23 protein-coding genes are annotated in these 24,910 nt (G+C 72.2%); 12 read left to right on the top strand and 11 right to left on the bottom strand.

Translation table 11 applies throughout. From position 1 onward, the window contains the following. Positions 1 to 14: 14 nt before the first annotated feature. The gene (locus QQX09_RS07215) at positions 15 to 206 is read left to right on the top strand and encodes a hypothetical protein (protein WP_301132867.1); all 192 of its coding nucleotides are present in this window, start codon (positions 15 to 17) and stop codon (positions 204 to 206) included. An 82-nt stretch (positions 207 to 288) separates the two neighbouring features. Here QQX09_RS07215 and QQX09_RS07210 read toward each other — a convergent pair whose 3' ends face one another. The 4 genes from QQX09_RS07210 to QQX09_RS07195 all read right to left on the bottom strand — a co-directional run bounded on the left by QQX09_RS07210 (position 289) and on the right by QQX09_RS07195 (position 5,719). Beyond that, complete coding sequence (locus QQX09_RS07210; RefSeq protein ID WP_301132865.1) at positions 289 to 2,022, bottom strand: dipeptide ABC transporter ATP-binding protein; 1,734 nt, start codon at positions 2,020 to 2,022, stop codon at positions 289 to 291. Then, a complete protein-coding gene (locus QQX09_RS07205; protein ID WP_301132863.1) occupies positions 2,019 to 2,957 on the bottom strand; it encodes an ABC transporter permease in 939 nt (312 codons plus the stop codon). Before QQX09_RS07205 ends, QQX09_RS07210 begins: the two co-directional genes overlap by 4 nt. Then, positions 2,950 to 3,876 carry an ABC transporter permease gene (locus QQX09_RS07200; RefSeq protein ID WP_301132861.1) on the bottom strand — a complete coding sequence of 309 codons (927 nt, stop codon included), beginning with the start codon at positions 3,874 to 3,876 and terminating at the stop codon, positions 2,950 to 2,952. Before QQX09_RS07200 ends, QQX09_RS07205 begins: the two co-directional genes overlap by 8 nt. A gap of 202 nt (positions 3,877 to 4,078) precedes the next feature. Further along, positions 4,079 to 5,719 (bottom strand): peptide ABC transporter substrate-binding protein, encoded by a 1,641-nt coding sequence (locus QQX09_RS07195; RefSeq protein ID WP_301132859.1) that lies wholly within the window; start codon positions 5,717 to 5,719, stop codon positions 4,079 to 4,081. A gap of 280 nt (positions 5,720 to 5,999) precedes the next feature. Here QQX09_RS07195 and QQX09_RS07190 point away from each other — a divergent pair, with 280 nt between their 5' ends. Beyond that, positions 6,000 to 7,232 (top strand): DNA recombination protein RmuC, encoded by a 1,233-nt coding sequence (locus QQX09_RS07190; RefSeq protein ID WP_301132857.1) that lies wholly within the window; start codon positions 6,000 to 6,002, stop codon positions 7,230 to 7,232. A 107-nt stretch (positions 7,233 to 7,339) separates the two neighbouring features. Here QQX09_RS07190 and QQX09_RS07185 read toward each other — a convergent pair whose 3' ends face one another. Further along, positions 7,340 to 8,332, bottom strand: coding sequence for a 4-hydroxy-3-methylbut-2-enyl diphosphate reductase (locus tag QQX09_RS07185; RefSeq protein WP_436969053.1), 993 nt, complete (start codon positions 8,330 to 8,332; stop codon positions 7,340 to 7,342). A gap of 22 nt (positions 8,333 to 8,354) precedes the next feature. On the opposite strand from QQX09_RS07185, the gene xseA reads away from it, so the two are divergent. Further along, on the top strand, positions 8,355 to 9,593 hold the full coding sequence (gene xseA / locus QQX09_RS07180) for an exodeoxyribonuclease VII large subunit (protein ID WP_301132853.1): 1,239 nt from the start codon (positions 8,355 to 8,357) through the stop codon (positions 9,591 to 9,593). A 10-nt stretch (positions 9,594 to 9,603) separates the two neighbouring features. On the opposite strand, the gene QQX09_RS07175 is transcribed toward xseA, so the two are convergent. Next, positions 9,604 to 10,176 (bottom strand): hypothetical protein, encoded by a 573-nt coding sequence (locus tag QQX09_RS07175; protein WP_301132851.1) that lies wholly within the window; start codon positions 10,174 to 10,176, stop codon positions 9,604 to 9,606. 118 nt (positions 10,177 to 10,294) lie between these two features. Between QQX09_RS07175 and QQX09_RS07170 the strand changes: the two genes are divergently transcribed. From QQX09_RS07170 to QQX09_RS07155, 4 genes are all read left to right on the top strand, one after another. Continuing rightward, positions 10,295 to 10,567: an exodeoxyribonuclease VII small subunit gene (locus QQX09_RS07170; RefSeq protein ID WP_301132849.1), complete on the top strand. Its 273-nt coding sequence runs from the start codon at positions 10,295 to 10,297 to the stop codon at positions 10,565 to 10,567. Beyond that, positions 10,564 to 11,484, top strand: coding sequence for a carbohydrate kinase family protein (locus QQX09_RS07165; RefSeq protein WP_301132847.1), 921 nt, complete (start codon positions 10,564 to 10,566; stop codon positions 11,482 to 11,484). The genes QQX09_RS07170 and QQX09_RS07165 overlap by 4 nt, the downstream gene beginning before the upstream one ends. A 117-nt stretch (positions 11,485 to 11,601) precedes the next feature. Then, positions 11,602 to 12,993 carry a class II fumarate hydratase gene (locus tag QQX09_RS07160; protein ID WP_301132845.1) on the top strand — a complete coding sequence of 464 codons (1,392 nt, stop codon included), beginning with the start codon at positions 11,602 to 11,604 and terminating at the stop codon, positions 12,991 to 12,993. A 111-nt stretch (positions 12,994 to 13,104) separates the two neighbouring features. Next, on the top strand, positions 13,105 to 14,418 hold the full coding sequence (locus QQX09_RS07155) for an NAD(P)/FAD-dependent oxidoreductase (protein ID WP_301132843.1): 1,314 nt from the start codon (positions 13,105 to 13,107) through the stop codon (positions 14,416 to 14,418). A gap of 94 nt (positions 14,419 to 14,512) precedes the next feature. Here QQX09_RS07155 and QQX09_RS07150 read toward each other — a convergent pair whose 3' ends face one another. The 5 genes from QQX09_RS07150 to hemE all read right to left on the bottom strand — a co-directional run bounded on the left by QQX09_RS07150 (position 14,513) and on the right by hemE (position 19,453). Further along, entirely contained in the window at positions 14,513 to 14,992 is a 480-nt protein-coding gene (locus tag QQX09_RS07150) for a hypothetical protein (RefSeq protein WP_301132841.1), read from the bottom strand. 198 nt (positions 14,993 to 15,190) lie between these two features. Next, positions 15,191 to 16,375 (bottom strand): ferrochelatase, encoded by a 1,185-nt coding sequence (locus tag QQX09_RS07145; RefSeq protein ID WP_301132839.1) that lies wholly within the window; start codon positions 16,373 to 16,375, stop codon positions 15,191 to 15,193. Further along, positions 16,372 to 17,046, bottom strand: a complete 675-nt coding sequence (hemQ, locus tag QQX09_RS07140) for a hydrogen peroxide-dependent heme synthase (protein ID WP_156156060.1) — start codon at positions 17,044 to 17,046, stop codon at positions 16,372 to 16,374. Before hemQ ends, QQX09_RS07145 begins: the two co-directional genes overlap by 4 nt. Before the next feature lie 48 nt (positions 17,047 to 17,094). Then, a complete protein-coding gene (locus QQX09_RS07135) occupies positions 17,095 to 18,375 on the bottom strand; it encodes a protoporphyrinogen/coproporphyrinogen oxidase (protein WP_301132837.1) in 1,281 nt (426 codons plus the stop codon). After that, positions 18,368 to 19,453 (bottom strand): uroporphyrinogen decarboxylase, encoded by a 1,086-nt coding sequence (gene hemE / locus QQX09_RS07130; RefSeq protein WP_367307552.1) that lies wholly within the window; start codon positions 19,451 to 19,453, stop codon positions 18,368 to 18,370. Before hemE ends, QQX09_RS07135 begins: the two co-directional genes overlap by 8 nt. A gap of 45 nt (positions 19,454 to 19,498) precedes the next feature. Between hemE and QQX09_RS07125 the strand changes: the two genes are divergently transcribed. The 5 genes from QQX09_RS07125 to QQX09_RS07105 all read left to right on the top strand — a co-directional run bounded on the left by QQX09_RS07125 (position 19,499) and on the right by QQX09_RS07105 (position 24,870). Further along, positions 19,499 to 20,806 (top strand): glutamyl-tRNA reductase, encoded by a 1,308-nt coding sequence (locus QQX09_RS07125; RefSeq protein ID WP_301132835.1) that lies wholly within the window; start codon positions 19,499 to 19,501, stop codon positions 20,804 to 20,806. Positions 20,807 to 20,919: 113 nt separating this feature from the next. Beyond that, positions 20,920 to 21,915 (top strand): FecCD family ABC transporter permease, encoded by a 996-nt coding sequence (locus QQX09_RS07120; RefSeq protein WP_301132833.1) that lies wholly within the window; start codon positions 20,920 to 20,922, stop codon positions 21,913 to 21,915. Continuing rightward, a complete protein-coding gene (locus tag QQX09_RS07115) occupies positions 21,912 to 22,943 on the top strand; it encodes a FecCD family ABC transporter permease (RefSeq protein ID WP_301132830.1) in 1,032 nt (343 codons plus the stop codon). The genes QQX09_RS07120 and QQX09_RS07115 overlap by 4 nt, the downstream gene beginning before the upstream one ends. Next, a complete protein-coding gene (locus QQX09_RS07110) occupies positions 22,940 to 23,734 on the top strand; it encodes an ABC transporter ATP-binding protein (protein ID WP_301132826.1) in 795 nt (264 codons plus the stop codon). Before QQX09_RS07115 ends, QQX09_RS07110 begins: the two co-directional genes overlap by 4 nt. Positions 23,735 to 23,802: 68 nt before the next feature. After that, on the top strand, positions 23,803 to 24,870 hold the full coding sequence (locus QQX09_RS07105; RefSeq protein WP_301132824.1) for an ABC transporter substrate-binding protein: 1,068 nt from the start codon (positions 23,803 to 23,805) through the stop codon (positions 24,868 to 24,870). Positions 24,871 to 24,910 lie beyond the last annotated feature (40 nt).

The following is a 24,910-nucleotide window of genomic DNA, read 5'->3' as shown; positions in this document are numbered from 1 at the left end:
CCTACGCTGGCGGCATGAGCTTCGAGGAGCTGTTCAACCAGGGTGCCGCGCACGCGCGCGAGCAGAAGGACTGGGACAAGGTCCGGCCCGCCACCGAGGTGGTCGCCGAGGCACCGCCGCGGGACGATGCGCTGGCCCACGTGGTGATCCCGCCGCCCGAGCAGATCGAGCCCTTCCGGCTTCGCCGGCCGGAGGACGAGGGCTAAAGCCGCGCATCGTCCCCCCGGACGCACGAAGGCCCCGGACCTCCCTCGCGGGAGAGCCGGGGCCTTGCGCTATCGCTCGGGGCTAGGCGCCGAGCGGGATGTTCGCGCCGGGGATGGCGTCGAGCAGCTTCTGCGTGTACTCGGTCTGCGCGTTGGTGAAGATGTCCTCCACCTTGCCGTGCTCCACGATCTTGCCCCGCTCCATCACCGCCACGTCGTCGGCGACGACGCGCACGACCGCGAGGTCGTGGGTGATGAAGAGGTACGTGAGGCCGAGCTCCTCCTGCAGGTCCGCGAGGAGCTGCAGGATCTGCGCCTGGACCAGCACGTCGAGGGCGGAGACCGCCTCGTCGAGGATCACCACGTCGGGCTTGAGCGCCAGGGCGCGCGCGATGGCGATGCGCTGACGCTGACCGCCCGAGAGCTCGTTCGGGTAGCGCGAGAGCACCGTGCGCGGGAGGGCGACCTCGTCGATCACCTCGTTGACGCGGTTCTCACGCTCCTTGCGGCCACCGATCTTGTGGACGTCCAACGGCTCCTGGATGATCGAGCCGATCGACCGCATCGGGTCCAGCGAGCCGTAGGGGTCCTGGAACACCGGCTGCATGCGACGGCGGTGCGCGAGCATCTCCTCGCGGTTGAGCGCGGTCGCATCCTTGCCGCCGATGAGGATCTCGCCCTCGGTGGCGGTCTCGAGGCCCAGCACCATCTTGGCGACCGTCGACTTGCCGGAGCCCGACTCGCCGACCAGCGCCATCGTGGTGCCGCGGGGCACCTGGAAGTTGACCTTGTCGACCGCGGTGAACGGCTCGGAGCGGAAGCTGCCGCGACGGATCGAGAAGACCTTCGTCAGGTCCTTGACCTCGATCGCCGGGGTGCCGGCGTGGTCCGCCTGCTCGACGACCTCGTGGCGGTGCGCCGAGGCGGCCGCCAGGTCGATCTCGTCGCCCTGCGGCGCCTCCGCGACGACCCGCGACGACTTCAGGCGCTGCGACGCGAGGCTGGGTGCCGCCGCGATGAGGCGCTTGGTGTACGGGTGCTGCGGGTTCTGCAGCAGCTCGAGGGACGGGCCGGCCTCCACGATCTTGCCCTGGTACATCACGATGACCTTGGACGCGCGCTCGGCGGCGAGGCCCAGGTCGTGCGTGATGAGCAGCAGCGCCGTGTTCTTCTCGCGCGTGAGCGACTCGAGGTGGTCGAGGATCACGCGCTGCACGGTGACGTCGAGCGCCGAGGTGGGCTCGTCCGCGATGAGCAGCTTGGGGTCCGCGGCCAGGCCGATGCCGATGAGCACGCGCTGGCGCATGCCGCCGGAGAACTGGTGCGGGAACTGCTTCATGCGGCGCTCCGCGTCGGCCAGACCGGCCTCCTGGAGCACCTCGATGGCGCGCCTGTCGGCGTCCTTCTTGTTCTTGGCCATGTTGTTGGCCAGAACCGCCTCGCGGACCTGGAAGCCGACCGACCACACGGGGTTGAGGTTCGACATCGGGTCCTGCGGGACGTAGCCGATCTCGCGGCCGCGGACGCGGACGATCTCCTGCTTGCTCGCCTTGGTGAGGTCCTTGCCGCCGAACATGACCTGGCCGCCGGTGATGCGGCCGTTGCTCGGGAGCAGGTCGATGATGCCGGTGGCGGTGGTCGACTTGCCGGAGCCCGACTCGCCGACGATCGCGACGGTCTCGCCCGGGAAGATGTCGAACGAGACGCCCTTCACCGCCTGGACGAAGCCGTTGCCGGTCTGGAAGCCGATCTCGAGGTCCTTGATGGAGACGAGGGGCTCGGCGGAATCGGTCACGGGGGTGGTCTCCTGGGTCATCCGCGGGCCCTCGCCTTCGGGTCGAGGGCGTCGCGCACGAGCTCGCCGAGGGTGATGAAGGCGAGGACGGTCACGGTGAGGAAGATCGACGGCCAGATGAGGGTCATCGGCGCCGTGCGGAGGCTGGTCTGCGCCGCGCTGATGTCGTTACCCCACGACATCACGGTGGTGGGCAGGCCCACACCGAGGAAGCTCAGCGTCGCCTCTGCGACGATCGCGCCACCCAGGGACAGCGTCAGGTAGACGATGACCGGGGTGATCGAGTTCGGCAGCACGTGCGAGACGAGCGTGCTGAAGCGCGTGCGACCCGTGGCGATGGACGCCATCACGAAGTCGCCCGACTTCACGCGCAGGATCTCGGAGCGCAGGATGCGCGCGAGAGACGCCCACGCGAATCCACCGATCGCGAACGCGAGGGTCCACACCGAGCGGTAGTCCGCGAGCACCGACATCACGACGACGGCCGCGAGGATGTACGGGATCGAGAAGAAGATGTCGCCGAGGCGCGACAGGACGGAGTCGACCCAGCCGCCGTAGAAGCCGGCGAGCGCGCCCATGATGACGCCGACCACGCCGGAGATCGCGGTCGCGAGGAGGCCCACCGCGAGCGAGGTGCGGGCACCCCACACCACGCGGGCGTAGACGTCGCAGCCCTGGCGGGTGAAGCCCATCGGGTGGCCCTCGGTGGGACCGCCGTTGGAGTTCGCCAGCTGGCAGTTGTCGGTAGGCGACACGGAGGTGAAGAGCGTCGGGAACAGCGCCATCAGCAGGATGACGAGCACCGTGGCGAGCGAGATGTAGAAGAGCGGGCGACGGCGGAGCGAACGCCACGCGTCGGACCAGAGGTTCGACGGCTTCTCGTTGAGCTTGACCTTGTCGACCTCGGCCATCTCGTTCTCGTCGAACGGAGCGACGAAGTGCTCGGGCTTAGGCATAACGGATCCTCGGGTCGAGAACGGCGTACAGGAGGTCCACCAGGATGTTGATGACCACGTAGGCGAGCACCATGACGGTCACGAAGCTGACGACCGTGGGGCCCTCGCCGCGGATGATCGCCTGGTACAGCGTGTTGCCGACGCCGGGAACGTTGAAGATGCCCTCGGTGACCGTCGCACCCACCATCAGCACGCCGAAGTTGGCGGCGGAGTTGGTGACGACGGGGATGAGGGAGTTGCGCAGCACGTGGACCGGGATGACGCGGCGGCCCGGGAGGCCCTTCGCGTAGGCGGTGCGCACGAAGTCGCGGCTGCGCGTGTCGATGACGGTGCCGCGCATGAGGCGCATCGACGTCGTGAAGAGGCTCAGCGCGAGCACCACGGCTGGCAGCCACATGTTGGCGATGCTCGTGTCGGAGCCCACGGTCGGCGAGGCCCAGCCCCACTTGATCGCCACGAAGTACTGCGCGAGGAAGCCGAGCACGAAGATCGGCACCGACAGCATGACGAGGCCGATGACCAGCGTCACGTTGTCGAAGAGCTTGCCCTTGCGCAGGCCGGCGAAGAGGCCGAGGATGACGGCGAGCGAGAACTCGAGCGCGATCGCCATCGCCGCGAGCTTCAGCGTCACGGGGAACGTGCGGGCGAGGACCTCGCCGACGCTCTGACCCGAGAACGTGGTCCCGAGGTTCCCGCTGAACAGGTCCTTCATGTAGAGGCCGTACTGCACGAGGAACGGCTGGTCCAGGTGGTACTGGGCCGCCAGCGCGTCGTACGTCGCCTGGTTCGGGGTCTTGTCACCGAACATCGCCAGGATGGGGTCGCCCGGCATCGCGAAGACCATGAAGTAGATGAGGAAGGTGGTGCCGATCACGACCGGGACCGCCTGGAGGAGGCGGCGGACCACATACATCAGCATGGGCGCGCTCCTCGGATGTGCTTCGTCTGGAACATATGGTGTCCGATTCTACTGTGCGTGCCGCATGCGTCCGCACCTAGGGCGACGATAGCCCGCGCCTGTCCTCCCCGTCCGGGGAACGGACACGCGCGGGCGACGATGCCACGGCGGACGCACGACGATGGCCCGCCCCGCGCGATGCGGGGCGGGCCACCGAGGCGACTTACTGCTTGGTGATCTCGTAGAAGAGGGGCACCGAGTGCCAGTCGAACTGGACGTTGTCGACGGTCTCGGCGTAGCCGCCGGTCACGTTGGAGTACCAGAGCGGGATGGCCGGCAGGTCCTCGAACAGGACCTCCTGGGCCTCCTGGAACTTGGCCGCGGCCTCGGCCGGGTCAAGGGAGGTGCGGCCCTCGTCGATCAGCGTGTCGAACGCCTCCGACGAGTAGTCGCCGTCGTTCGAGCCGGCGCCGGTGTAGTAGATCGGGCCGAGGAAGTTCTCGAGCGACGGGTAGTCCGCCTGCCAGCCGGTACGGAAGGCCGTGCCGATGGTGCGGTTGGTGATGTCGGTACGGAAGTCCGCGAAGGTCGCGTACGCGTTGCCGGTCGCGTCGATGCCGAGCGTGTTCTTGATCGAGTTGGTGACAGCCTCGACCCAGGTCTGGTGACCACCGTCGGAGTTGTAGCCGATCTCGAAGGTGCCCTCCCAGGGCGAGATCTCGTCGGCCTCGGCCCACAGCTTGGCGGCCTCCTCCGGGTTGTACTCGAGGACCTCGGCGCCGGCGAGCGAGTCCGACCAGCCGTCGATGACGGGCGAGGTGAAGTCCGAGGCGGGGGTGCGGGTGCCCTGGAAGATCACGTCGGTGATCTCCTCGCGGTTGATCGCCATCGAGATGGCGGCGCGACGGAGCTTGCCCTCCTCGCCCGAGAAGTGCTCGAGCTCCTGCGGGATGGTGAAGGACTGGAAGATCGCGGCGGGCTGGTTGACCGCGCGGTCGCCGAGGTCGCTCTCGTAGGAGGCCATGGCCGAGTCCGGGATGCCGTCGATGACGTCGACGTTGTTCGCGAGGAGGTCCGCGTAGGCGGCGTCCTGCGACGCGTAGAAGATGATCGAGAGGCCGTCGTTCTGGACCTCGCGCTCACCGGCGTACGAGTCGTTGATCGAGAGGTCGATCTGGACGTCGTGCTGCCAGTCGGCAGCGTCCGCGAGCGTGTAGATGCCGTTGCCGACCGGGGCGGCGCCGAAGGCGTCCGGGTCCTCGAAGAACGAGTCGGGCAGCGGGTAGAAGGCCGAGTAGCCCAGCGAGAGCGGGAACTCGGCGTTCGGCGCGGCGAGCGTGATGGTGAAGGTCAGGTCGTCGATGACCTCGAGGCCCGACATCTCCGGGACGGACTCGTCCCAGCTGAAGCCGTCGATCTGCTCGAAGAAGTACGAGTTGAGCGCGGTCTCCGAGTTGGCGAGGTCGGCGCCCCAGTTCCACGCGTCCACGAAGTTGTGGGCCTGGACGGGCGTGCCGTCGGTGAAGGTCCAGCCGTCCTTGAGCTTGACGGTGAAGGTCTGCGAGTCCTCGGTCTCGATGGACTCGGCGACCTCGTTGTGCGCAGCACCCGTGGCGTCGTAGTAGACCAGACCCGCGAAGAGCGCGTCGATGATCTTGCCGCCGCCGGTCTCGTTGGTCGCGACCGGGATGAGCGGGTTCTGCGGCTCGGAGCCGTTGGTCTTGATGATGGCGTCGCCGGTCGAACCGCCGTCGGCCGCGGCCGACGAGTCGGTCTCGGCACCGTTCGACGAGCAGCCGACGAGGACGAGCGCGGACGCGGAAGCGACCGCCGCAGCCCCGAGCACGGACTTGCTGATCTTCACTGTTCCTCCTACTGGTGCCCGCCGGACGGCGGGCTTGGATAGGCGCCGGTCCGGGGTGTCGGAGCGACGACTGGGATGCACGCTGATGACGTGCAACCAGAGAAGGCTAAACAGCGCGGCGTTAACGAATTGTTTCCGAAGCCGTACCTTCTCCGTTTTGTGACCAAACAGTAATCACGCGTCTCACGATGCGGGACGCGTGTGAGGTGGGTCACATGGCCTTGGTCCCAAAACGGGGCCTTGCGGGGCGTTGTCGGACCCCGATGAGACCGTTGTGATCATGGTCACGTTTCTGCTCTCGCTGCTCACCTTCGTCGTCGGGGCGGGCCTCGGCGCGCTCGTCGCCACCCGCCGCGCCCGCGCCGCATCGGCCCGCGACGCCGCCCGGCTGCGGGAGGAACGCGACGCGCTGCGGCAGGAGTTCCGTGCGCTGAGCGGCGAGGCGCTGCGGGCGAGCCAGGCGCAGTTCCTCGACCTCGCGCACGAGCGTCTCAAGCGCTCCGAGCAGGAGGGCGGGGCCGCGCTGCTGCGCCGCGAGCAGGCCATCCGGGAGATGGTCGAGCCGCTCGCCCGCACGCTGGAGACGATGCGCGAGCAGACCACGCAGACCGACCGCGCCCGGGCGGCGGGTCAGGCCGCGCTCACGGAGCAGATCCGCCACATGCTGGAGGCCTCCGAGCGGGTGGGCCGCAAGGCGGACGACTTCGTCAACACGCTGCGCCGCTCGGACGTGCGCGGCAACTGGGGCGAGGTGCAGCTGCGGCGCGTGGTCGAGCTCGCGGGCATGCTGGCGCACGTCGACTTCACCGAGCAGGACGTGGTGCGCGACTCCGAGGGCCGCAACCTCCGCCCCGACATGACCGTGCGTCTCGCGGGCGGCCGCACCATCGTCGTGGACTCGAAGGTCGCCCTCGTCGGCCTGCTCGAGGCCTTCGAGGCGGAGGACGATGCGGTGCGCGCCGAGCGCCTGCAGGCTCACGCGCGCCACGTGCGCCGGCACATCGACGACCTTGCCTCGAAGCGCTACTGGGACCAGTTCGCCTCGGCCCCGGAGTTCGTGGTGATGTTCGTGCCCTCGGAGGCCTTCTACCAGGCCGCCGTCGAGCAGGACTCGTTGCTCCAGGAGTACGCGTACGGCAAGGGCGTGGTGATCGCCACGCCCACCACGCTCGTGGCGATGCTGCGCACCGTCGCGCATGCGTGGAAGGAGGACGCGCTCGCGCGCGACGCGCAGCAGGTGCTGGCGCTCGGCAAGGAGCTGTACGAGCGGCTGTCGACCATGGCCGGGCACCTCGGCAAGGTGGGACGGGCGATCGACCAGGCGGGCAAGGCGTACAACTCGACCGTCGCCTCGCTCGAGTCCCGCGTGCTCGTGAGCGCGCGCCGCTTCGGCGACATGCAGCACCTCTCCACCGAGATGCCGGCGGTCGAGCAGGCCGAGACGGACATCCGGGTGCTCGCCGCGCCGGAGCTCGTCGACACCGAGGCCCTCGAAGCCGCCGACCACCGCTAGCCGCGTCGCTCAGCTCCCCGTAGGAGTGACCAACCTCCCAGAACCGTCAGCCACTACCCCGCAGCGGGACGGCGGGGGCGGGGCGGGATGGCGGGGGGGGATGGTGCTCAGGCGCGGACGGCGCGCTCGGCCTCCTTGGCCTTGAGGTCGGCGCGGATCTCGCGCGGCAGCGAGAACATGAGGTCCTCGGTCGCCGTACGCACCTCCTCGACGGTCTCGAATCCGCGGCCCGCGAGGTCGTCGAGCACGTCGCGCACGAGGATCTCCGGCACCGACGCTCCCGACGTCACGCCCACGGTCGCGACGCCGTCGAACCACTCGTCGCGGATCTCGGCGGCGCGGTCGACGCGGTACGCCGTCGCGGCGCCCGACTGCAGGGCGACCTCGACGAGCCGCACCGAGTTCGACGAGTTCGCGGAGCCGACCACGACCACGAGGTCGCAGTCCGGGGCCAGCTTCTTCACCGCGACCTGGCGGTTCTGCGTGGCGTAGCAGATGTCGTCGCTCGGCGGGTCCTGCAGCGCGGGGAAGCGCTCGCGCAGGCGACGCACGGTCTCCATCGTCTCGTCCACGGACAGCGTGGTCTGCGACAGCCACACGACGTTCTCGGGGTCGGGCACGTCCAGCCCGTCGACGTCCTCGGGCGAGTTGACGACGATCGTGTGCTCGGGCGCCTCGCCCGCCGTACCCTCGACCTCCTCGTGGCCGGTGTGGCCGATGAGCAGGATGGTGCGCTCGTCGCGCGCGAAACGGATGGCCTCCTTGTGCACCTTCGTCACGAGCGGGCACGTCGCGTCGATGGTGAGGAGGTTGCGCTGGTCGGCCGCCTCGCGCACCGCCGGCGAGACGCCGTGGGCGGAGAACACGACGCGCGCGCCCTCGGGGACCTCGTCCGTCTCGTCGACGAACACCGCGCCGCGCTCCGAGAGCGTCTCGACCACGTACTTGTTGTGGACGATCTCCTTGCGCACGTAGATGGGCGCGCCGTGGAGCTCGAGGGCCTTCTCGACCGCGATGACCGCGCGGTCGACGCCCGCGCAGTAGCCTCGCGGCGCGGCCAGCAGGACGCGCTTGGTGGTGGTGTCGGGCATGGCCTCCATCCTACGTGGCAGGCTGGGCCGCGTGACCGAGACCCCTGCCTCCCACACGCTTCCCGCCACCGCCGGCGAGACGTCCGCCGAGCGTCCGTGGCCGGTCCGCCACCTCTCCCCCAAGATCGGCGACTTCGTGTCCCGCCTGCCCGCGGTGTGGGTCGAGGGGCAGGTGCTCAACGTCAAGCGGTGGCGCCACCTCGTCTTCCTCACGCTGCGCGACACCGACGAGAACATGTCGATGTCCGCGACCATCCCCGCACGCGAGGCGGAGGCGCTCGGTGTGGACCTCGTCGACGGCACGCGCGTGGTGCTCCACGCCAAGCCCGAATGGTGGACGCGCTCCGGCTCGCTGCAGCTCGGCGGCCGCGCGATCCGCCAGGTGGGCCTCGGCGACCTGCTCGCGCGGCTCGAGGCCCTCAAGGAGGCGCTCGCCCGCGAGGGCCTGTTCGACCTGGACCGCAAAGTGCCGCTGCCCTTCATCCCGCGCGTGGTCGGCCTCGTGTGCGCGACGCAGGGCGACGCCGAGCACGACGTGGTCGAGAACGCGACCCGCCGGTGGCCCGGCGTCGCCTTCGAGATCCGCCGCGTCACCGTCCAGGGGCCCCGCGCCGTGCCGGAGACCACGGCGGCGATCCGCGAGCTCGACGCGGCCGAGGCGGTCGACGTCATCGTCGTCGCGCGCGGTGGCGGCTCGTTCGAGGACCTCCTGCCGTTCAGCGACGAGGCGCTCGTGCGCGCCGCGGCGAACTGTGAGACGCCGCTGGTCAGCGCGATCGGCCACGAGAAGGACTCGCCGCTGCTCGACCTGGTCGCCGACTGCCGCGCATCCACCCCCACCGACGCCGGCAAGCGCATCGTTCCCGACGCCGCCGCCGAGGCCCAGGGCATCGCGCGGTCGCGGCTGTCGATGGCCGCGGCGGTCGAGCGAGCGGTGGCGCGCGAGTCGGCCGGGCTCGCGGCGCTCCGCTCGCGCCCCGTGCTCGCCCATCCGCACGCGATGCTCGCGCCGTACGCGGAGGCCGTCGCGCGCCTGCGCGAGCGCAGCGCCGCCTCGGTGACGGCGCGCATCGACCGCGACGCCGCTGCGATCCGCGAGCTGACGGCCTCGCTGCGCGCGCTCAGCCCGCTCAGCACGCTCGAACGCGGCTTCGCGGTGGTGCGCGACGCCTCGGGCGGCGTCGTGCGCGACGCCTCGGACGTGCACGCCGGCGACGTGCTGCGCGTCAGGCTCGCACGCGGTGAGGTCGAGGCGGTCGCGCGGGGCTGAGCCGCCGCGATCAGCGCTTGGAGCCGAGCAGGACGTCCAGCGCGTCGGCCCGGGCGGACGACGTGGCGGGCTCCTGCCGGGGGTCCTGGACCGTGGCGGCCTCCGCCGCCGCGAACGCGGGCACCTCGGCCGCCGGCACGGCCGCGTCGACGGCGTCCGCGGCCGGTGCGGCCGGCGCCCACGTGCCGGCCTTGACCGCCGCCATGCGGGCGCGCGCCGCCTTGGCGTACTCCTTGTGCAGCTGACGCCCCAGGCGCGCGATGAGCGCGTCGGGCACCGCAGGGTTGTCGATGAGCGCGTAGACGACGTCGACGTTGCGGTCCTTGGCGAGGTCCTCGCGGATCTCGATCGGGATCGACTCGCGGCGGTTGCGCGCCAGGCCCATCCGCACGTCCGCCGCCGGGTCCTCGGCGAGGCGCAGCAGCGTCATGAGCGGCGTCCCCGCGTGCTCCGCGACCGCGGCGCGCACCTTCACCTCGGACGATCGGGCGAGCGTCTGGAGCTCCCCGTCCGTGACCCCTGCAGTGATGACCCGCTGCGCGCTCTGGCGTGCGGTCTGCTGTGCGCTGCTGTCGCTGAACATGTCCACCTCATCGTGTCGTCCGAGTCGTGCCCTATGAGAGCGCCCTGCTACGGGGGTATGACGCTGTTCTCGGCAGATCGCTCCTCGGCCTTAAGCGAGCGCGGGTACGGTAGCGGTCATGAGCGACGCCGCCGAGCCCTTCGACCGCCCCGTGGACGCCCTCTCGTACGAGGAGGCCCGCGACGAGCTCATCGCCATCGTCGCGAGGCTCGAGGCGGGCAGCGCCACCCTCGACCGGTCGCTCGGCCTGTGGGAGCGCGGCGAGGCCCTCGCCGCACGCTGCCAGGCGCTGCTCGACGGCGCCTACGAGCGCATCGCCTCCGCGCAGGGGGACGATGCGGCGGACGCCGGCATCGTGGGCGTGGTCGCCGAGGACGAGGACGAGCGATGAACGACCACGTGCTCGTCGTCGGCGAGGCCCTCGTCGACGTGGTGATGGGTCCCGACGGCACCGCCGCGCACCCGGGCGGCTCGCCCGCGAACGTCGCCCTCGGGCTCGCCCGCCTGGGACGCGACGTCGACCTGCTCACGCGCCTCGGGCTCGACCCCAACGGCGTGCTCGTCGCGGACCACCTCCAGGACGACGGGGTGCGCCTCGTGCCCGGCTCCGCGGGCCCGGGTCCGACCTCGGTCGCCACCGCGACGCTCGACGCGGGCGGCGCCGCGACCTACGAGTTCGACATCGCGTGGGAGCTCGCGGACGGCGTGCGCCTGCGCAACGCCCCGCTCGCGGTGCACACCGGCTCGATCGCGGCCGTGATGGCGCCGGGCGCGGAGCAGGTCCTCCGGCTCGTGCATGCGCTGCGCTTCAACTCGACCGTCACGTACGACCCGAACGTGCGGCCGTCGCTCATGGGCTCGCCCGACGACGCGCGCCCGGCGATCGAGCGGATGGTCGGGCTCGCGGACGTGGTGAAGGCCTCGGACGAGGACCTCGGCTGGCTGTACCCCGACCGCACGGTCGACGAGGCCGCGCGTGCGTGGGCCGGCATGGGGCCCGCCCTCGTCGTCGTGACCCGTGGGGGCGACGGCGCGACCGCGTTCACCCACGACGGCCGCGAGATCCACGAGCCGGCACCCGCGGTCACCGTCGCCGACACGGTCGGGGCCGGCGACTCGTTCATGGCGGGCCTCATCGACGGGCTCTGGGGCGCGGGCCTCCTCGGCCGCCCGCACCGGGACGCGCTGCGCGGGATGTCCGACGAGGCCGTCACGGGCCTTCTGCGGCCCTGCGCGCGGATCGCCGCGATCACGGTGTCGCGACCGGGCGCGAACCCGCCCACGCGCGCGGAGCTCGACGCGCCCTGACCCGTCCGACCGGCCCACCGGTCGGACCGCCCGGCCCGCGCATCGTCCCGTGCGAATCGTGTGCGATCTCGTCACGGCGGGCCCGATGCCGGGTCCTGCCATGCCACACTGGGCGCCATGACAACGGAGTTCCGCATCGAGCACGACACCATGGGCGAGGTCCGGGTCCCCGCCGACGCCCTCTACCGCGCGCAGACCCAGCGCGCCGTCGAGAACTTCCCCATCTCGGGCACCACGCTCGAGCGACGCCACATCGAGGCGCTCGCCCGCGTGAAGAAGGCCGCGGCCCGCGCGAACGCGGAGCTCGGGGTCCTCGAGCAGGACGTGGCCGACGCGATCGTCGCCGCCGCGGACGCGGTCGCCTCGGGCGCGCACGACTCCCACTTCCCCGTCGACGTCTTCCAGACCGGCTCCGGCACCTCGTCGAACATGAACACCAACGAGGTCATCGCGACGCTCGCGACGCGCGGACTCGGGCGCGACGTCCACCCGAACGACCACGTCAACGCGTCGCAGTCGTCGAACGACGTCTTCCCCACGTCGGTGCACGTCGCCGCGACCGCCTCGCTCGTGGGCGACCTCATCCCCGCGCTCGAGCACCTCGCAACCTCCCTCGAGGCGAAGGCCCAGGAGTTCGCGGACGTCTTCAAGTCGGGCCGCACGCATCTCATGGACGCGACCCCCGTCACGCTGGGCCAGGAGTTCTCCGGCTACGCCGCGGCCGTCCGCTACGGCGTCGAGCGCCTCATGGTCGCGCTGCCGCGCGTCGCGGAGGTCCCGCTGGGCGGCACGGCGGTCGGCACGGGCATCAACACGCCCGAGGGCTTCCCGCAGCGCGTCATCGCGCTGCTCGCGGAGGACACCGGGCTGCCCATCACGGAGGCCCGCAACCACTTCGAGGCGCAGTCCGCGCGCGACGGCCTGGTCGAGGTCTCGGGTGCGCTGCGCACCATCGCGGTGTCGCTCACCAAGATCTGCAACGACCTGCGGTGGATGGGCTCGGGCCCCAACACCGGCCTCGGCGAGATCCAGCTGCCCGACCTGCAGCCGGGCTCGTCGATCATGCCGGGCAAGGTCAACCCCGTGGTGCCCGAGGCGGTGCTCATGGTGTGCGCCCGCGTCGTCGGCAACGATGCGACGGTCGCCTGGGCCGGCGCGTCCGGCGCCTTCGAGCTCAACGTCCAGATCCCCGTGATGGCGCTCGGCACGCTCGAGTCGACCCGCCTGCTGGCGAACGCGAGCCGCGTGCTCGCGGACCGCACGGTGGACGGCATCGTCGCGAACGTCGACAAGGCCCGACGCCTCGCGGAGGCGTCGCCGTCGATCGTCACGCCGCTCAACCGCGTCATCGGCTACGAGAACGCCGCGAAGATCGCGAAGCACTCGGTCAAGGCCGGGCTGACGGTGCGCGAGGCGACCATCGACCTCGGCTTCGTGGAGCGCGGCGAGATCACCGTGCAGCAGCTCGACGAGCTGCTCGACGTCACCACCATGGTGGGGCGCCGCTAGCACCCGTGCTCTTCGCCTAGAATCGTCGGGTTCACGATCGCACCGCCGCGGGACGGCGGGCGCGGGAACAGCGTGCTGCCGCCCCGGGTTCCCCTCCCTGGAGGTGTCCTCATGTCACGCACCCGAATCCTCATCCTTGGCGGAGGCTATGTCGGCCTCTACACCGCCCTCACGCTCATGCGGAAGGCCAAGGACAAGGTCGACATCACCGTCATCGACCGCCGCCCGTACATGACGTACGCGCCGTTCCTGCCCGAGGTGGGCGCCGCGTCGATCGCGCCGCGCAACGCCGTCGTGCCGCTGCGCCGCGAGCTCGAGGGCGCGCGCATCCTCCAGGGCAAGATCGACTCGATCAACCACGCCGCCCGCACGGTCGTCGCGACCACCGACCTGGGCGAGGAGCTCACCGTCGAGTACGACGAGGTCGTCGTCGCGCTCGGCGCCGTGTCGCGCACGCTTCCCATCCCGGGCCTCGCGGAGGTCGGCATCGGCTTCAAGTACGTCGAGGAGGCCATCGCGCTGCGCAACCGCGTCCTCGGTCGCATCGCGCGCGCCGCGACCACCGACGACAAGGAGCTGCGCCGCAAGCTCCTCACCTTCGTGTTCGTCGGCGGCGGCTTCGCCGGCGTGGAGGCGTTCTCGGAGACCGAGGACATGGCCAAGGCCTCGCTGCGCTACTACCCCGAGCTGTCGGCCGACGACTTCAACTTCGTCATGGTCGAGGCCGCGCCGCGCATCCTCCCCGAGATGGGCCCCGAGATGGGCGCCTACACCGTCGAGGAGCTCGAGGCCCGCGGCATGCGCGTGCTGCTCGAAACGCGCCTGGAGAGCTGCGTCGACGGCCACGTCCAGCTGTCGAACGGCGAGAGCTTCGAGGCGGACACCGTCGTGTGGACCGCGGGCGTGAAGCCCTCCCCCGTCATCCAGTCGTCGGACCTGCCGCTGGGCCCGCGCGGTCACGTCAACACCGCGGCGACGCTCCAGGTGATCGACGAGCACGGCGTGCCGATCGGCAACGCGTGGGCCGCGGGCGACTGCGCGCAGGTCCCCAACCTCGTCGAGGACGAGGGCGACTGGTGCGCCCCCTCGGCGCAGCACGCGGTGCGCCAGGCCAAGCACCTGGGCGCCAACATCGCGCGCCGGCTCGACGGCCGCCCGCTCGAGCAGTACAAGCACAAGCACCTCGGCGTCGTGGCATCGCTCGGCCTCGGCAAGGGCGTCGCCACGACCATGGGCTTCAAGCTGCGCGGATGGCCGGCGTGGGTGATGCACCGCACGTACCACCTGCTCGCGATCCCGACGTTCAACCGCAAGGCGCGCGTGGCGCTCGACTGGACCGCCGCGGCCTTCTTCCGCCGCGACCTCGTGTCGATGGGCCGCATCCAGGACCCGCGCCGCGCCTTCGAGGAGGCCGCGCGCGGCTAGCCTCCGCGCCGCGAGAGACGCCGACGGGCCCCGGGGAGATCCCCGGGGCCCGTCGCTCGTCTCCGCCGGTCGTCCCCGATCCGGCGGGCTCGTCCTACGCCGCGGACACCTCGCGGCAGAGCTCCTCGACCACGCACGCGGCCTGCGCGTCGCGCACGGCCGCGTCGAGCGCGTCCGCGTCCAGCGCGTCCGAGGTCACCTGCACGACGCTGACGTCGAGCAGCAGGTCCTCGCGCACCACGGCGTGGGCCTCGTCGGGCCAGCCGGAGCGCTCGCGCAGGCACGCGGCGGTGTCCTGCGCGCTCAGGCGGGTCGCGAAGAGCCGCGAGTCCCCGCACGTGAGCACGCCGGCCTCGTAGGTGGCGCCCACGAAGGCGACCGAGTCGACCTGCGGCTCGCAGCCCTCCACCCAGGCGGCCATGAGGCGGCGGAAGCCGTCGACGCACATCGACCCGTCCGGGTGCTCGCCGATCACGACCGCGGCGCCGTGCACGGTGGCCAGGCGGACCTGGGTGTGGGGCGCGGCCGCGGCGATCGCCGCGACGTCGGTGAGGGCCTCGCGCGTGAGGGTCATGGGCGTCTCCAGGTGGGGCGGGGGCGGCCCCGCGGCCGCCCGGTGCGAGCCACTGTAGGCGGTGACGGCCAATTAACGCAACAGCCCTGTTGCGTTATCCGATTCCCCATGACAGATGTGACGCGTGGGGGCAGGGCGACGAGGCGGCCCCATCCTTCACACAGACACAACCCGTCACATCTGTCATTGGAAGTCGTCTCAGCAGGAGGCGATGGTCGGCTTCGCGGCGCGGCCCAGGCAGCAGTCCGTGGGGCACACGTCCTGCCACGGGCCGAGGTCCGTGAGGGCCTCGCGCTCGCGCGGCGTGCCGCCCGGCGCGACGTGGCGCTCCTCGACCAGGTCGATGAGCCCCGCGACGTACTGGGGGTCGACGCCGACGGTCGGGACGCGCACCGGCACGATGCCGCGCTCCTCGCACGTCTCGACGGCCTCGTTGTCGAGGTCCCACGCGACCTCCATGTGGTCCGACACGAAGCCGATGGGCGAGATGACCAGGCCCTTGACCGCATCGTCCAGCTTCTCGATGGCGTCGTTGATGTCGGGCTCGAGCCACGGGATCTCGGGCGAGCCCGAACGCGACTGGAACACGAGCGACCACGGCACGTCGGGGAACTCGTCGGCGACCCGGTCCATGACGAGCGCCGCGACCGCGCGCTGCTGCGCGACGTACCAGCCGCCGCCGGCGTACCACTCGTCCGCGCCGCCCGTGGGGACGTCCTCGCCCGACGGGAGCGACTCGCGCGGGCCGGAGACGTCGGCCGCCGCGGTGGGGATGGAGTGCGTCGCGAACATCACGTGGGCGCCCTCGAGCAGGCCCTGCTCGCGCAGCGAGGCGAGGCCGCCGCGCACGGCGTCGACGTTGGGGTTCACGAAGCCGGGGTGGTCGAAGTACTGGCGCACCTTGTCGAGCTCGAGCTCGCCCTCGAGGCCGGTCTCCGCGAGCGCGGTCGCGAGGTCCTCGCGGTACGCACGGCAGCCCGAGTAGCTCGAGAACGACGTGGTCACCAGGACCAGCACCTTGCGGTGGCCGTCGGCGTGCAGCTCCTTGAGCGCATCGGCGAAGTACGGCGCCCAGAAGCGGTTGCCCCAGTACACGGGCAGGCCGAGGCCGCGCTCCGCGATCTCCGCCTCGAGCGCCGCCTTGAGGTCGCGGTTCTGGTCGTTGATGGGGCTGATGCCGCCGAAGTGGCGGTAGTGGTGGGCGACCTCCTCGAGGCGCTCGTCGGGGATCCCGCGGCCGCGGGTGACGTTGCGCAGGTACGGGATGACGTCGTCCTGACCCTCCGGGCCGCCGAAGCCGGCCAGGAGGATCGCGTCGTAGGTGGTCGCCGGCACCGTGCGGGACGATGCGGCGAGCGGGGGGAGCGACGATGCGGCGGTCATGAGGCGAGCACCTCCACGGCCTCGGCGGTCGTCACGCGACGACCGGTGTAGAACGGCAGCTCCTCGCGCACGTGGCGACGAGCCTCGGTGTAGCGCAGCTCCCGCATCATGTCGACGAGGTCGGTGACCTCGTCGGCCTCCATGGGGAGGAGCCACTCGTAGTCGCCGAGCGCGAAGGCCGCGACGGTGTTGGCGACGACGCCCTTGAAGGCGGCGCCCTTGATGCCGTGGTCGCGCAGCATCACCGAGCGCTCCTCCTCCGGCAGGAGGTACCACTCGTACGAGCGCACGAACGGGTAGACGGTGAGCCAGTCGCGCGGACGCTCGCCGCGCAGGAAGCCCGGCACGTGCCGCTTGTTGAACTCGGCGTCGCGGTGCACGCCCGCGGCCGACCAGGTCAGGGTGGTCTCGGCGAGCAGCTCGGTGGCGCGCAGCTCGCGCAGCGCGAGCTGCAGGTCCTCGAGCACGGGGCCGTGGATCCACAGCATCACGGTGCCGTCGGCGCGCAGTCCGGACACGTCGTAGATGCCGCGCAGCGTGACGTCGTGGTCGGCCAGCTCGGCGACCGCGGCGTCGAAGTGCTCGACGACCTCCGCGAGCTCCTCGTCGGGGGCGTGGAGCATGCCGTCGAGGACGGCGAACAGGGTGAAGCCTGAGGGGTTCTCGGTCATGCGCACCATCTTCCGATGGATTGGTCCCGCGTGGGAAATCGCTGGGACCTAGGTCCTGGGCGTCGCGGCCCCCACGATCGCGGCCAGCCCGGACAGCCCTGCCGCCACACCCACGAGCTCGAGGCCGGGCAGCGGGCGCGTGTCGCTCACGCGGGCGGGCGACGCGTCGGGCCATTCCACCAGCCGCGACGCGCGGACACGTGACTCCGGCAGGTCGACGCCCAGCAGGCGGTTCGCGTCCGGCAGCGCGTGCGCGAGCAGGTCCTCCCCCGGCTCGCCGAGCGCGTAGGACAAGCGCACCACGTGACGGCCGCCGGCGGCGTCGCGCAGCCAGGGCCACTTGGCGGTCGCGTGCGTGAGCGCCTTGGCGCGGGTGACGCCGCCGAGCGCGAGCACGCCGGTGCCTCGCGGGGAGGCGTCGAGCTCGGGTGCGTCGAGGACCAGCGTGGCGAGCGCGACGCGGCGCTCGACGGGCGGTTCCGGGAGGCCCGGCACGAGACGATGCGCGACGGGGCGCGGCACCGCGAGCACGAGCGTGTCGGCGACGAGGGTGCCGCCGCCGGCGCGCACGCGCCACGCGCCGTCGAGGTGCTCGGCGGACTCGGCGGCGGTGCCGACGACGAGGCGCACGCCCGCCTCGCGCGCGGAACCCGCGAGCGCGTCGGTGAGGCGCCACATGCCGCCGCGGATGCCCATGACCGCCGAGCCCGCGGGCGCGAGGCGGCGGCGCCGGCGCGCGAGCTCGAGGAGGCTGCCCGCGTCACGCAGCTGCTGCGGCAGGCTCGGGTCGATCGCCGCGAGCGGCAGCTCGTCGAGAGGCCGCGAGTACACGCCCTGGAGCACGGGCGCGACGAGCAGCTCGGCGACCGGCTCGCCCAGCCGCGCCCGCACGAGCGACCCGACCGTCGCATCGTCCGCCACCTCGCCGAGGGGGCGGGAGCGCTCGAGCGCGGCCTCGGCCGCCGGGCCCCATCCGATGATGCGGCGCACGTCGGTGAGCAGCGGGCGGGTCGGGATGCCGAGCCAGCCGGTGGTGGGAAGGGGGTACGCGCGCTCCGGCGTCACCACCCACGCGGGCGCGCGCGTGGGCGCGACGAGGTCGCCACCGAGCCCGAGCTCGCGGGCGAGGCCCTCGACGGCCGGGGTGCGGGTGGCGAAGGACTCGGCGCCGGCGTCGACGGTGAGGCCCTCGACCTCGACGGAGCTGACGCGGCCGCCCCAGCCCTCCCCCGCCTCGAGGACGGTGACCACGGCGCCGCGGCGCGCGTGACGGCGCGCGGCGAGCAGACCCGAGACCCCGCCGCCGACGACGAGGACCCGCTCAGCCACGCGTGTGGACGAGGTCGACGATGCGCTGGAGCTGGTCGGGGTCGGTCTCCGGCGGGACGCCGTGGCCGAGGTTGACGACGTGGCCCGGGGCCTCCGCGCCACGGGCGAGGACGTCGAGCACGTGCGCCTCGAGCACCTCGGCGGGCGCGCCGAGGCGCGCGGGGTCGATGTTGCCCTGCAGCGGGTATGCGCCGCCCAGGAGGCGCGAGGCCTCGTCGAGCGGGAGCCGGTAGTCGACGCCCATGACCGTGGCGCCTGCCTCGGCCATGGGGCGCAGCAGGTGCGAGCCGTGCGCCGCGAAGTGGATGCGCGGCACCGGCAGGTCCTCGACCGCCGCGAGGGCGGCGGCGGAGCCGGGGCGGCAGTGCGCCTCGTAGTCGGCGGCCGCGAGCGAGCCGGCCCACGAGTCGAAGAGCTGGACCGCGGAGGCGCCCGCGAGGACCTGGGCGCGCAGGAACAGGCCCGCGGCGCGCGACGTCCACGCGGTGAGCGCGTCCCAGACCTCCGGCGCCTCGATCATGAGGCGGCGGGCGCCGAGGTGGTCGCGCGAGGGGCGGCCCTCGACCATGTACGCGGCCAGCGTGAAGGGTGCGCCCGCGAAGCCGATGAGCGGCGTGCCGCCCAGCTCCGCGACGGTGAGGCGGACGGCCTCGCGGATGGGCTCGAGCGACGCGTCGAACGCGCCGCCGTCGCCGGCCTCGCCGAGCGCGGGCAGCGCCTCGACGTCGGCCATCGTGCGGATCGGGCGCTCGAAGACGGGGCCCACGCCGGCGGCGATCTCGACGCCCACGCCGGCCACCTTCATGGGCACGACGATGTCGGAGAAGAAGATGCCCGCGTCGACCCCGTAGCGGCGCACGGGCTGCAGCGTGATCTCGGCCGCGAGCGCGGGCGTGAGGCAGGACTCGAGCATCGTGGTGCCGCGGCGCGCCTCGAGGTACTCGGGCAGTGAGCGGCCCGCCTGGCGCATGAACCAGACGGGACGATGCGACGGACGCTCCCCCTTCAGCGCGGCGAGGAGCGGGGCGTCGGCGACGCGGCCGTCGACGAGGGGATGCGAGGCGGGCAGGGCGGACACGCCCTCAATTCTGCCCTGTCATGGTCCCGTGTCAGAATTGTGGGCGTGTCCCTTGTGTCCCTCGTCGCCTCGCACCGCAATCGCGACCTCGCCGTGCTCGAGCAGCTCCAGGTCGGCGCCGACGCGCTGGCCGCCGAGCTGATCGCCGCCGGCGGCTCCGTGGCGGGAGCCGTCGTGCTCCCCACGTGCAACCGCTTCGAGGTGTACGTCGACACCGAGGACCCGGCCGCCGCCCGCCGCGAGGTCGTGGAGGCGATCGCCCGCGCGAGCGCGCTCGACCCGTCCACCATCGAGGGCGCGATGTCGCCGTACGAGGACGACGACGCGATCCACCACCTGCTGTCCGTCACCTCGGGCCTCGAGTCGATGGTCGTGGGCGAGCGCGAGATCAGCGGCCAGGTGCGCCGCGCGCACCTCGAGGCCCAGCGCCGCCAGCAGCTCACCCCGCGCCTCGACCGCCTGTTCCAGTCCGCGCTGCGCACGTCGCGCGTCGTCGCATCGTCCACCGGCCTGGGCACGTCCGGCCGTTCGGTCGTGTCCGTCGCGCTCGACCTCGCCGACGAGTCCGTCGCCTGGGACGGCGCACGCGTCCTCATCATCGGCACCGGCGCGCTCGCCGAGACCGCGGTCGGCACCCTGCACGGCCGCGGCGCGAGCGTCGACGCGGTGTTCTCCCCGTCCGGCCGCGCGCACGAGTTCGCGCTGCGTCACGGCATCGACGCGGTCGAGCTCGAGGGGCTCGAGCTCGCGGTGCGCGAGGCCGACGTGGTGTTCGCGTGCTCGGGCGGCGAGTCCGTCGTGCTGACGCCCGCGCTGGTCGCGTCCGCGCGTCACGGCCTGGATTCCCCGCTCACGCTCATCGACCTGGCGCTGCACCGGGACATCGCACCCGGCGTGGGCGACCTCCGCGGCGTCACCGTCATCGGTCTCGACGACGTGGGCGCGCACGCCCCCGGCGAGGCCGTCGGCGCGATCGACGCCGCGCGATCGATCGTGGCCCACGCGGTCGCGCGCTTCGGCGACGGCGAGAACGCCCGCTCGCTGGACCCCGCCGTGGTCGCGCTACGCGAGCACGTCTTCGGCCTCCTCGAGCGCGAGGTCGCGCGGGTCCGTCCCGCGGCGGGCGCCCCGCAGGAGGCGATCGACCGCGCCGACGAGGTCGAGCTCGCGCTGCGCCGCTTCGCCAAGACGCTGCTCCACACGCCGACGGTGCGGGCCCGCGAGCACGCGCAGGCGGGCGAGGCGAACCAGTACCTCGAGGCGATCCGCGCGCTCTACGGGATCGACGTCGCCGTGCCGGACGACGCCTGCCCCGCGCCGGAGATCGACGCGGAGGCCGGCCCGCACGCGTGATCGCCGCCCGCATTTAGCGCACGACCGCGTTTCCAAATACCCCTCCGATGGGCTAGGTTAGGCAGGCCTTACCGACGCGCCCTGCCGCGCGGCCCACCGACCCGAGGAGTGCGATGCGCAAGCGTGCCGTCATCGCGGTCCTGTGCCTGGTCGCGCTCGGCGTCGCGATCGCGCTGTCGCTCGCGGTCGGCTCGCGATCGATCGACCTCGGCACGGTCTGGCAGGCGCTCACGGACCTCGACCCCCAGGACCCGGAGCAGCTCATCGTGAGCGAGCTGCGGGTCTCGCGCACCGTGATCGGAGTCCTGGCAGGCGCGGCGCTCGGCGTCGCGGGCGCGCTCATGCAATCCCTCACGCGCAACCCGTTCGCGGACCCTGGGCTCCTGGGCATCAACGCGGGCGCCGCGCTCGCCGTCGTGATCGGCCTCGCGACGGGGCTCGCAACCTCGTACGCCACGCAGGTGCCCGTCGCCTTCGTCGGCGCGGGCCTCGCCGCGGTGCTCGTCTACGCGATCGGTGCCCGGGGCGCGGCCGCCGGCGCGCCGGTGCGCCTCGCGCTGGCCGGCGTCGCGCTCACGGCGCTCATCTCATCCGTGACGTACGCGATCCTGCTGCTCAACGACGAGACGATCGAGCAGTACCGACTCTGGGTCGCGGGCTCGCTGACCGGCCGCCAGAACTACGACGTCACCGCGCTCGCATGGATCGTCGTCGTCGCGATCCTCGCGGGCCTCGTCGCGTCGCGTCAGCTGCAGGCGATCGCGCTGGGCGAGGACGCGGCCCGTGCGCTCGGCGTGAGCATCGGCACGACGCGCACCGCCATCATCCTCATCGTCACCCTGCTCGCGGGCGCCGCTACGGCCGCCGCAGGACCCATCGTGTTCGTCGGCCTCGCGGTGCCGCACCTTGCCCGTGCGCTGGTCGGCGCCTCGCTGCCGTGGCTGCTGGTCATCAGCGCGCTGGGGGGTGCCGCCCTCGTGCTCGTGTGCGACGTCATCGGCCGCGTCATCGCACCCCCCGGCGAGATCGGCGTCGGCATCACCACCGCATTCATCGGCGGCGCGATCTTCGCGCTCATGGCGCGACGCATGAAGGTCGTGGAGCTATGAGGACCCTGACGCTCGGCCCCGTGGGGATCACCACGCACCGCCGCACCTTCGCGGTGGGCCTCATCATGTCGGCCGCCCTCGCGGCGCTGCTGGTCTTCGCCCTCATGCAGGGGCAGTCGAACATCACGGTGCTGGACTCGCTCAGGGCCGCCGTCGGGATCCCCGTGGGTGCCCCCGCCGACTTCATCGTGGGCCAGGTCCGCGCGCCGCGCGCGCTCACGGCCGTGCTCGTCGGCGCGATGCTCGGGCTGTCGGGCGCGATCCTGCAGTCCCTCACGCGCAACCCGCTCGCGTCCCCGGACTTCATCGGCATCTCGGCGGGCGCGGGCGCGGGCGCGGTGCTCACGCTGTGGCTCGTCGGCGCGACCTCGCTGTGGGTCACGGCAGCGGGCGCCGCCGTGGGCGCGCTCACCGTCGCCGCGCTCATCTTCGCTCTGTCCTTCAAGCGGGGCATCGTGCCCCTTCGTCTCATCCTCGCGGGAATCGGCATGGGCTTCGTCGCGCAGGCCGCCACCCAGTACTTCCTCACGCGGATGGACGTGCACGAGGCGAGCAACGCGCTCGGCTGGCTCGTCGGCTCGGTCACCGGGCGCACGTGGACGCACGTGACCGTCGCCGCCGCCGTCCTCGCGATCCTCCTGCCGCCGGTTCTGTGGCACGCCCGAGCGTTGCGCACCATGGAGATGGGCGACGATGCCGCGCGCGCGTTGGGCATTCGAGTGGCCGCCGCACGCGGGATGCTCGCCGTGTGCTCGGTGCTGCTCGCGGCCGGCGCCGTCGCCATCACCGGTCCCATCGGCTTCATCGCGCTCGTCGCGCCCGCCATCGCGCTGCGCCTCACCCGCAACGCGGGCGTCACCCTCATCCCATCCGCGCTCATGGGTGCACTGCTGCTGCTGGCGGCGGACCAGGTCGCGCAGATGATGCCCACCACCGTCCAGCTTCCCGTCGGCGTGTTCACCGCCGCCGTGGGCGCCCCGTACCTGCTGTGGCTCGTGTGGCGCGCATCCCGAGGAGGTCCCGCATGACCAGGTTGCAGGCACGCAATGCCGTCATCGGCTACGGCGGCGATCCCATCGTCCGTGGCGTCGATGTCGAGGTGCCGGACGGCCGTATCACCGCGATCGTCGGCCCCAACGGCTGCGGCAAGTCGACGCTCCTGCGCGCGCTCGTGCGCCTGCTGCATCCGACCGAGGGCACGATCCTGCTCGACGGCGAGGACATCCACCGCATGCATACCCGCGACGTCGCGCGGCGGGTAGGCCTGCTCCCCCAGTCGCCGATCGCCCCCGCCGGCATCACCGTCAAGGAGCTGGTCGCGCGCGGCCGCACCCCGCACCAGAAGGTGCTGCGGCCGTGGAGCGCCGAGGACGAGACCGCCGTGCTGTCGGCCCTGCACTCGACCGCGCTCACCGACATCCAGGACGCCGTGGTCGACGAGCTGTCGGGCGGTCAACGGCAACGTGCCTGGATCGCGATGACGCTGGCGCAGGACACCCCGGTGATGATCCTCGACGAGCCGACGACGTACCTCGACATCGCGCACCAGTACGACGTCATGGACCTGCTCCACCGGCTCAACACCCGCCAGGAGCGCACCATCGTCATGGTCGTCCACGACCTCCACCAGGCCGCGCGCTACGCCCACCACGTCATCGCGATGCGCGACGGCGTGGTGGCGGCCGCCGGCGCCCCCGCCGACGTCTTCACCGAGGACCTCATCCGCGAGGTGTTCGCGCTCGAGGCCCGTGTGCTCGCCGACCCCGTCACCGGCACCCCGCTGGTGGTTCCCGCGCACGGCCCGGGGGGCGCGCGATGACCCGCGCCCCCGCCTCGCACCCCGACCGTCCCGACCGTCCCAACGACCCATCCCCCGAAAGGACAGGCATGTTCACCACCACCAAGCGCCGCGCCGGCGCGATCGGCATGGCCGCGGCCGCGGCCCTCGCGCTCGCCGCGTGCGCGTCGAGCACCACCGACGAGGCCGGCTCGAGCACCTCCGCCGAGCCCGCCGCCACCGAGGAGACCTCGGCCGCGTTCCCCGTGACGCTCGACACCGCCATGGGCGAGGTCACCGTCGAGTCCGAGCCCCAGCGCGTCGTCACGCTCGGCTCGCACGAGCACGAGTACCTCTACGCGCTCGGCGTCGCCCCCGTCGCGGTGCCGGAGTCCTGGCAGGGCTACGAGCTCGGCACCGCCCCGTGGGCGGACGCGGACCGCATCGCGGCCGGAGCGGAGCCCGAGACCTTCACGCCCGGGGACACCTACGACGCCGAGCTCATCGCGTCCTTCGAGCCCGATCTGATCGTCGCGACCTACCCGAGCCACACGATGACCCAGGAGGAGTTCGACCTGCTCTCCGGCATCGCCCCCGTGGTGACCCGCCCCGGCACCGGCGCCGACGGCGTCGAGACCGTCGAGTGGGGTGTGTCGCTCGCCGACGAGCTCACCCTGCTCGCGGCCGCCACCGGCACCTCCGACAAGGCGGAGGAGATCATCGCCGACGTCGACGCCCAGTTCGCCGCGGCACGCGAGGCGCACCCTGAGTGGGAGGGCCTGACCTCGCAGGTGGGCTTCTTCTGGGAAGGCAACGCCGGCGTGTACGCCTCGACCGATGTGCGCAACCAGTTCCTGGCCCAGCTCGGTTTCGACGTGACAGCAGTGCCCGGCAGCGAGACGTTCCTGTCGATCAGCGCGGAGCAGCTCGACATGCTCGGCGACCTCGACACGCTCGTGTGGCAGGTCGCGTCCAACCCCGACGCCCGCACGTCCCTCGAGTCGCTGCCGCTCTTCGGGACGCTCAACACCACCGCGACGGGCGGCAACGTGTGGCTGACCGAGTCCGAGCTCGAAGGCGCGTTCTTCGCGAACTCCCCCTCGTCGATCCCGGTCGCCCTGGAGGGCATGGTGCCGCTGCTCGAGGGCGCGGTCGACGGCGGTTCAGCCGCCGAGTAGTCGCACCCTGACAGCGACGATGCCCGGCTCCCCTCGCGGG

The organism is Demequina litoralis (assembly GCF_030418455.1).
In the GTDB taxonomy this organism is placed as follows: domain Bacteria; phylum Actinomycetota; class Actinomycetes; order Actinomycetales; family Demequinaceae; genus Demequina; species Demequina litoralis.
The sequence above is the reverse complement of the archived record's forward strand: the minus strand, read 5'-3'. Positions and strand labels throughout refer to the sequence as shown.

Bases quoted from the DNA above. Each gene is read 5' to 3' on its own strand.
- QQX09_RS07215 (WP_301132867.1), top strand. From the start codon at position 15: ATGAGCTTCGAGGAGCTGTTCAACCAGGGTGCCGCGCACGCGCGCGAG.
- QQX09_RS07210 (WP_301132865.1), bottom strand. From the start codon at position 2,022: ATGACCCAGGAGACCACCCCCGTGACCGATTCCGCCGAGCCCCTCGTC.
- QQX09_RS07205 (WP_301132863.1), bottom strand. From the start codon at position 2,957: ATGCCTAAGCCCGAGCACTTCGTCGCTCCGTTCGACGAGAACGAGATG.
- QQX09_RS07200 (WP_301132861.1), bottom strand. From the start codon at position 3,876: ATGCTGATGTATGTGGTCCGCCGCCTCCTCCAGGCGGTCCCGGTCGTG.
- QQX09_RS07190 (WP_301132857.1), top strand. From the start codon at position 6,000: ATGGTCACGTTTCTGCTCTCGCTGCTCACCTTCGTCGTCGGGGCGGGC.
- QQX09_RS07185 (WP_436969053.1), bottom strand. From the start codon at position 8,332: ATGGAGGCCATGCCCGACACCACCACCAAGCGCGTCCTGCTGGCCGCG.
- QQX09_RS07175 (WP_301132851.1), bottom strand. From the start codon at position 10,176: ATGTTCAGCGACAGCAGCGCACAGCAGACCGCACGCCAGAGCGCGCAG.
- QQX09_RS07170 (WP_301132849.1), top strand. From the start codon at position 10,295: ATGAGCGACGCCGCCGAGCCCTTCGACCGCCCCGTGGACGCCCTCTCG.
- QQX09_RS07165 (WP_301132847.1), top strand. From the start codon at position 10,564: ATGAACGACCACGTGCTCGTCGTCGGCGAGGCCCTCGTCGACGTGGTG.
- QQX09_RS07160 (WP_301132845.1), top strand. From the start codon at position 11,602: ATGACAACGGAGTTCCGCATCGAGCACGACACCATGGGCGAGGTCCGG.
- QQX09_RS07155 (WP_301132843.1), top strand. From the start codon at position 13,105: ATGTCACGCACCCGAATCCTCATCCTTGGCGGAGGCTATGTCGGCCTC.
- QQX09_RS07150 (WP_301132841.1), bottom strand. From the start codon at position 14,992: ATGACCCTCACGCGCGAGGCCCTCACCGACGTCGCGGCGATCGCCGCG.
- QQX09_RS07145 (WP_301132839.1), bottom strand. From the start codon at position 16,375: ATGACCGCCGCATCGTCGCTCCCCCCGCTCGCCGCATCGTCCCGCACG.
- hemQ (WP_156156060.1), bottom strand. From the start codon at position 17,046: ATGACCGAGAACCCCTCAGGCTTCACCCTGTTCGCCGTCCTCGACGGC.
- QQX09_RS07120 (WP_301132833.1), top strand. From the start codon at position 20,920: ATGCGCAAGCGTGCCGTCATCGCGGTCCTGTGCCTGGTCGCGCTCGGC.
- QQX09_RS07115 (WP_301132830.1), top strand. From the start codon at position 21,912: ATGAGGACCCTGACGCTCGGCCCCGTGGGGATCACCACGCACCGCCGC.
- QQX09_RS07110 (WP_301132826.1), top strand. From the start codon at position 22,940: ATGACCAGGTTGCAGGCACGCAATGCCGTCATCGGCTACGGCGGCGAT.
- QQX09_RS07105 (WP_301132824.1), top strand. From the start codon at position 23,803: ATGTTCACCACCACCAAGCGCCGCGCCGGCGCGATCGGCATGGCCGCG.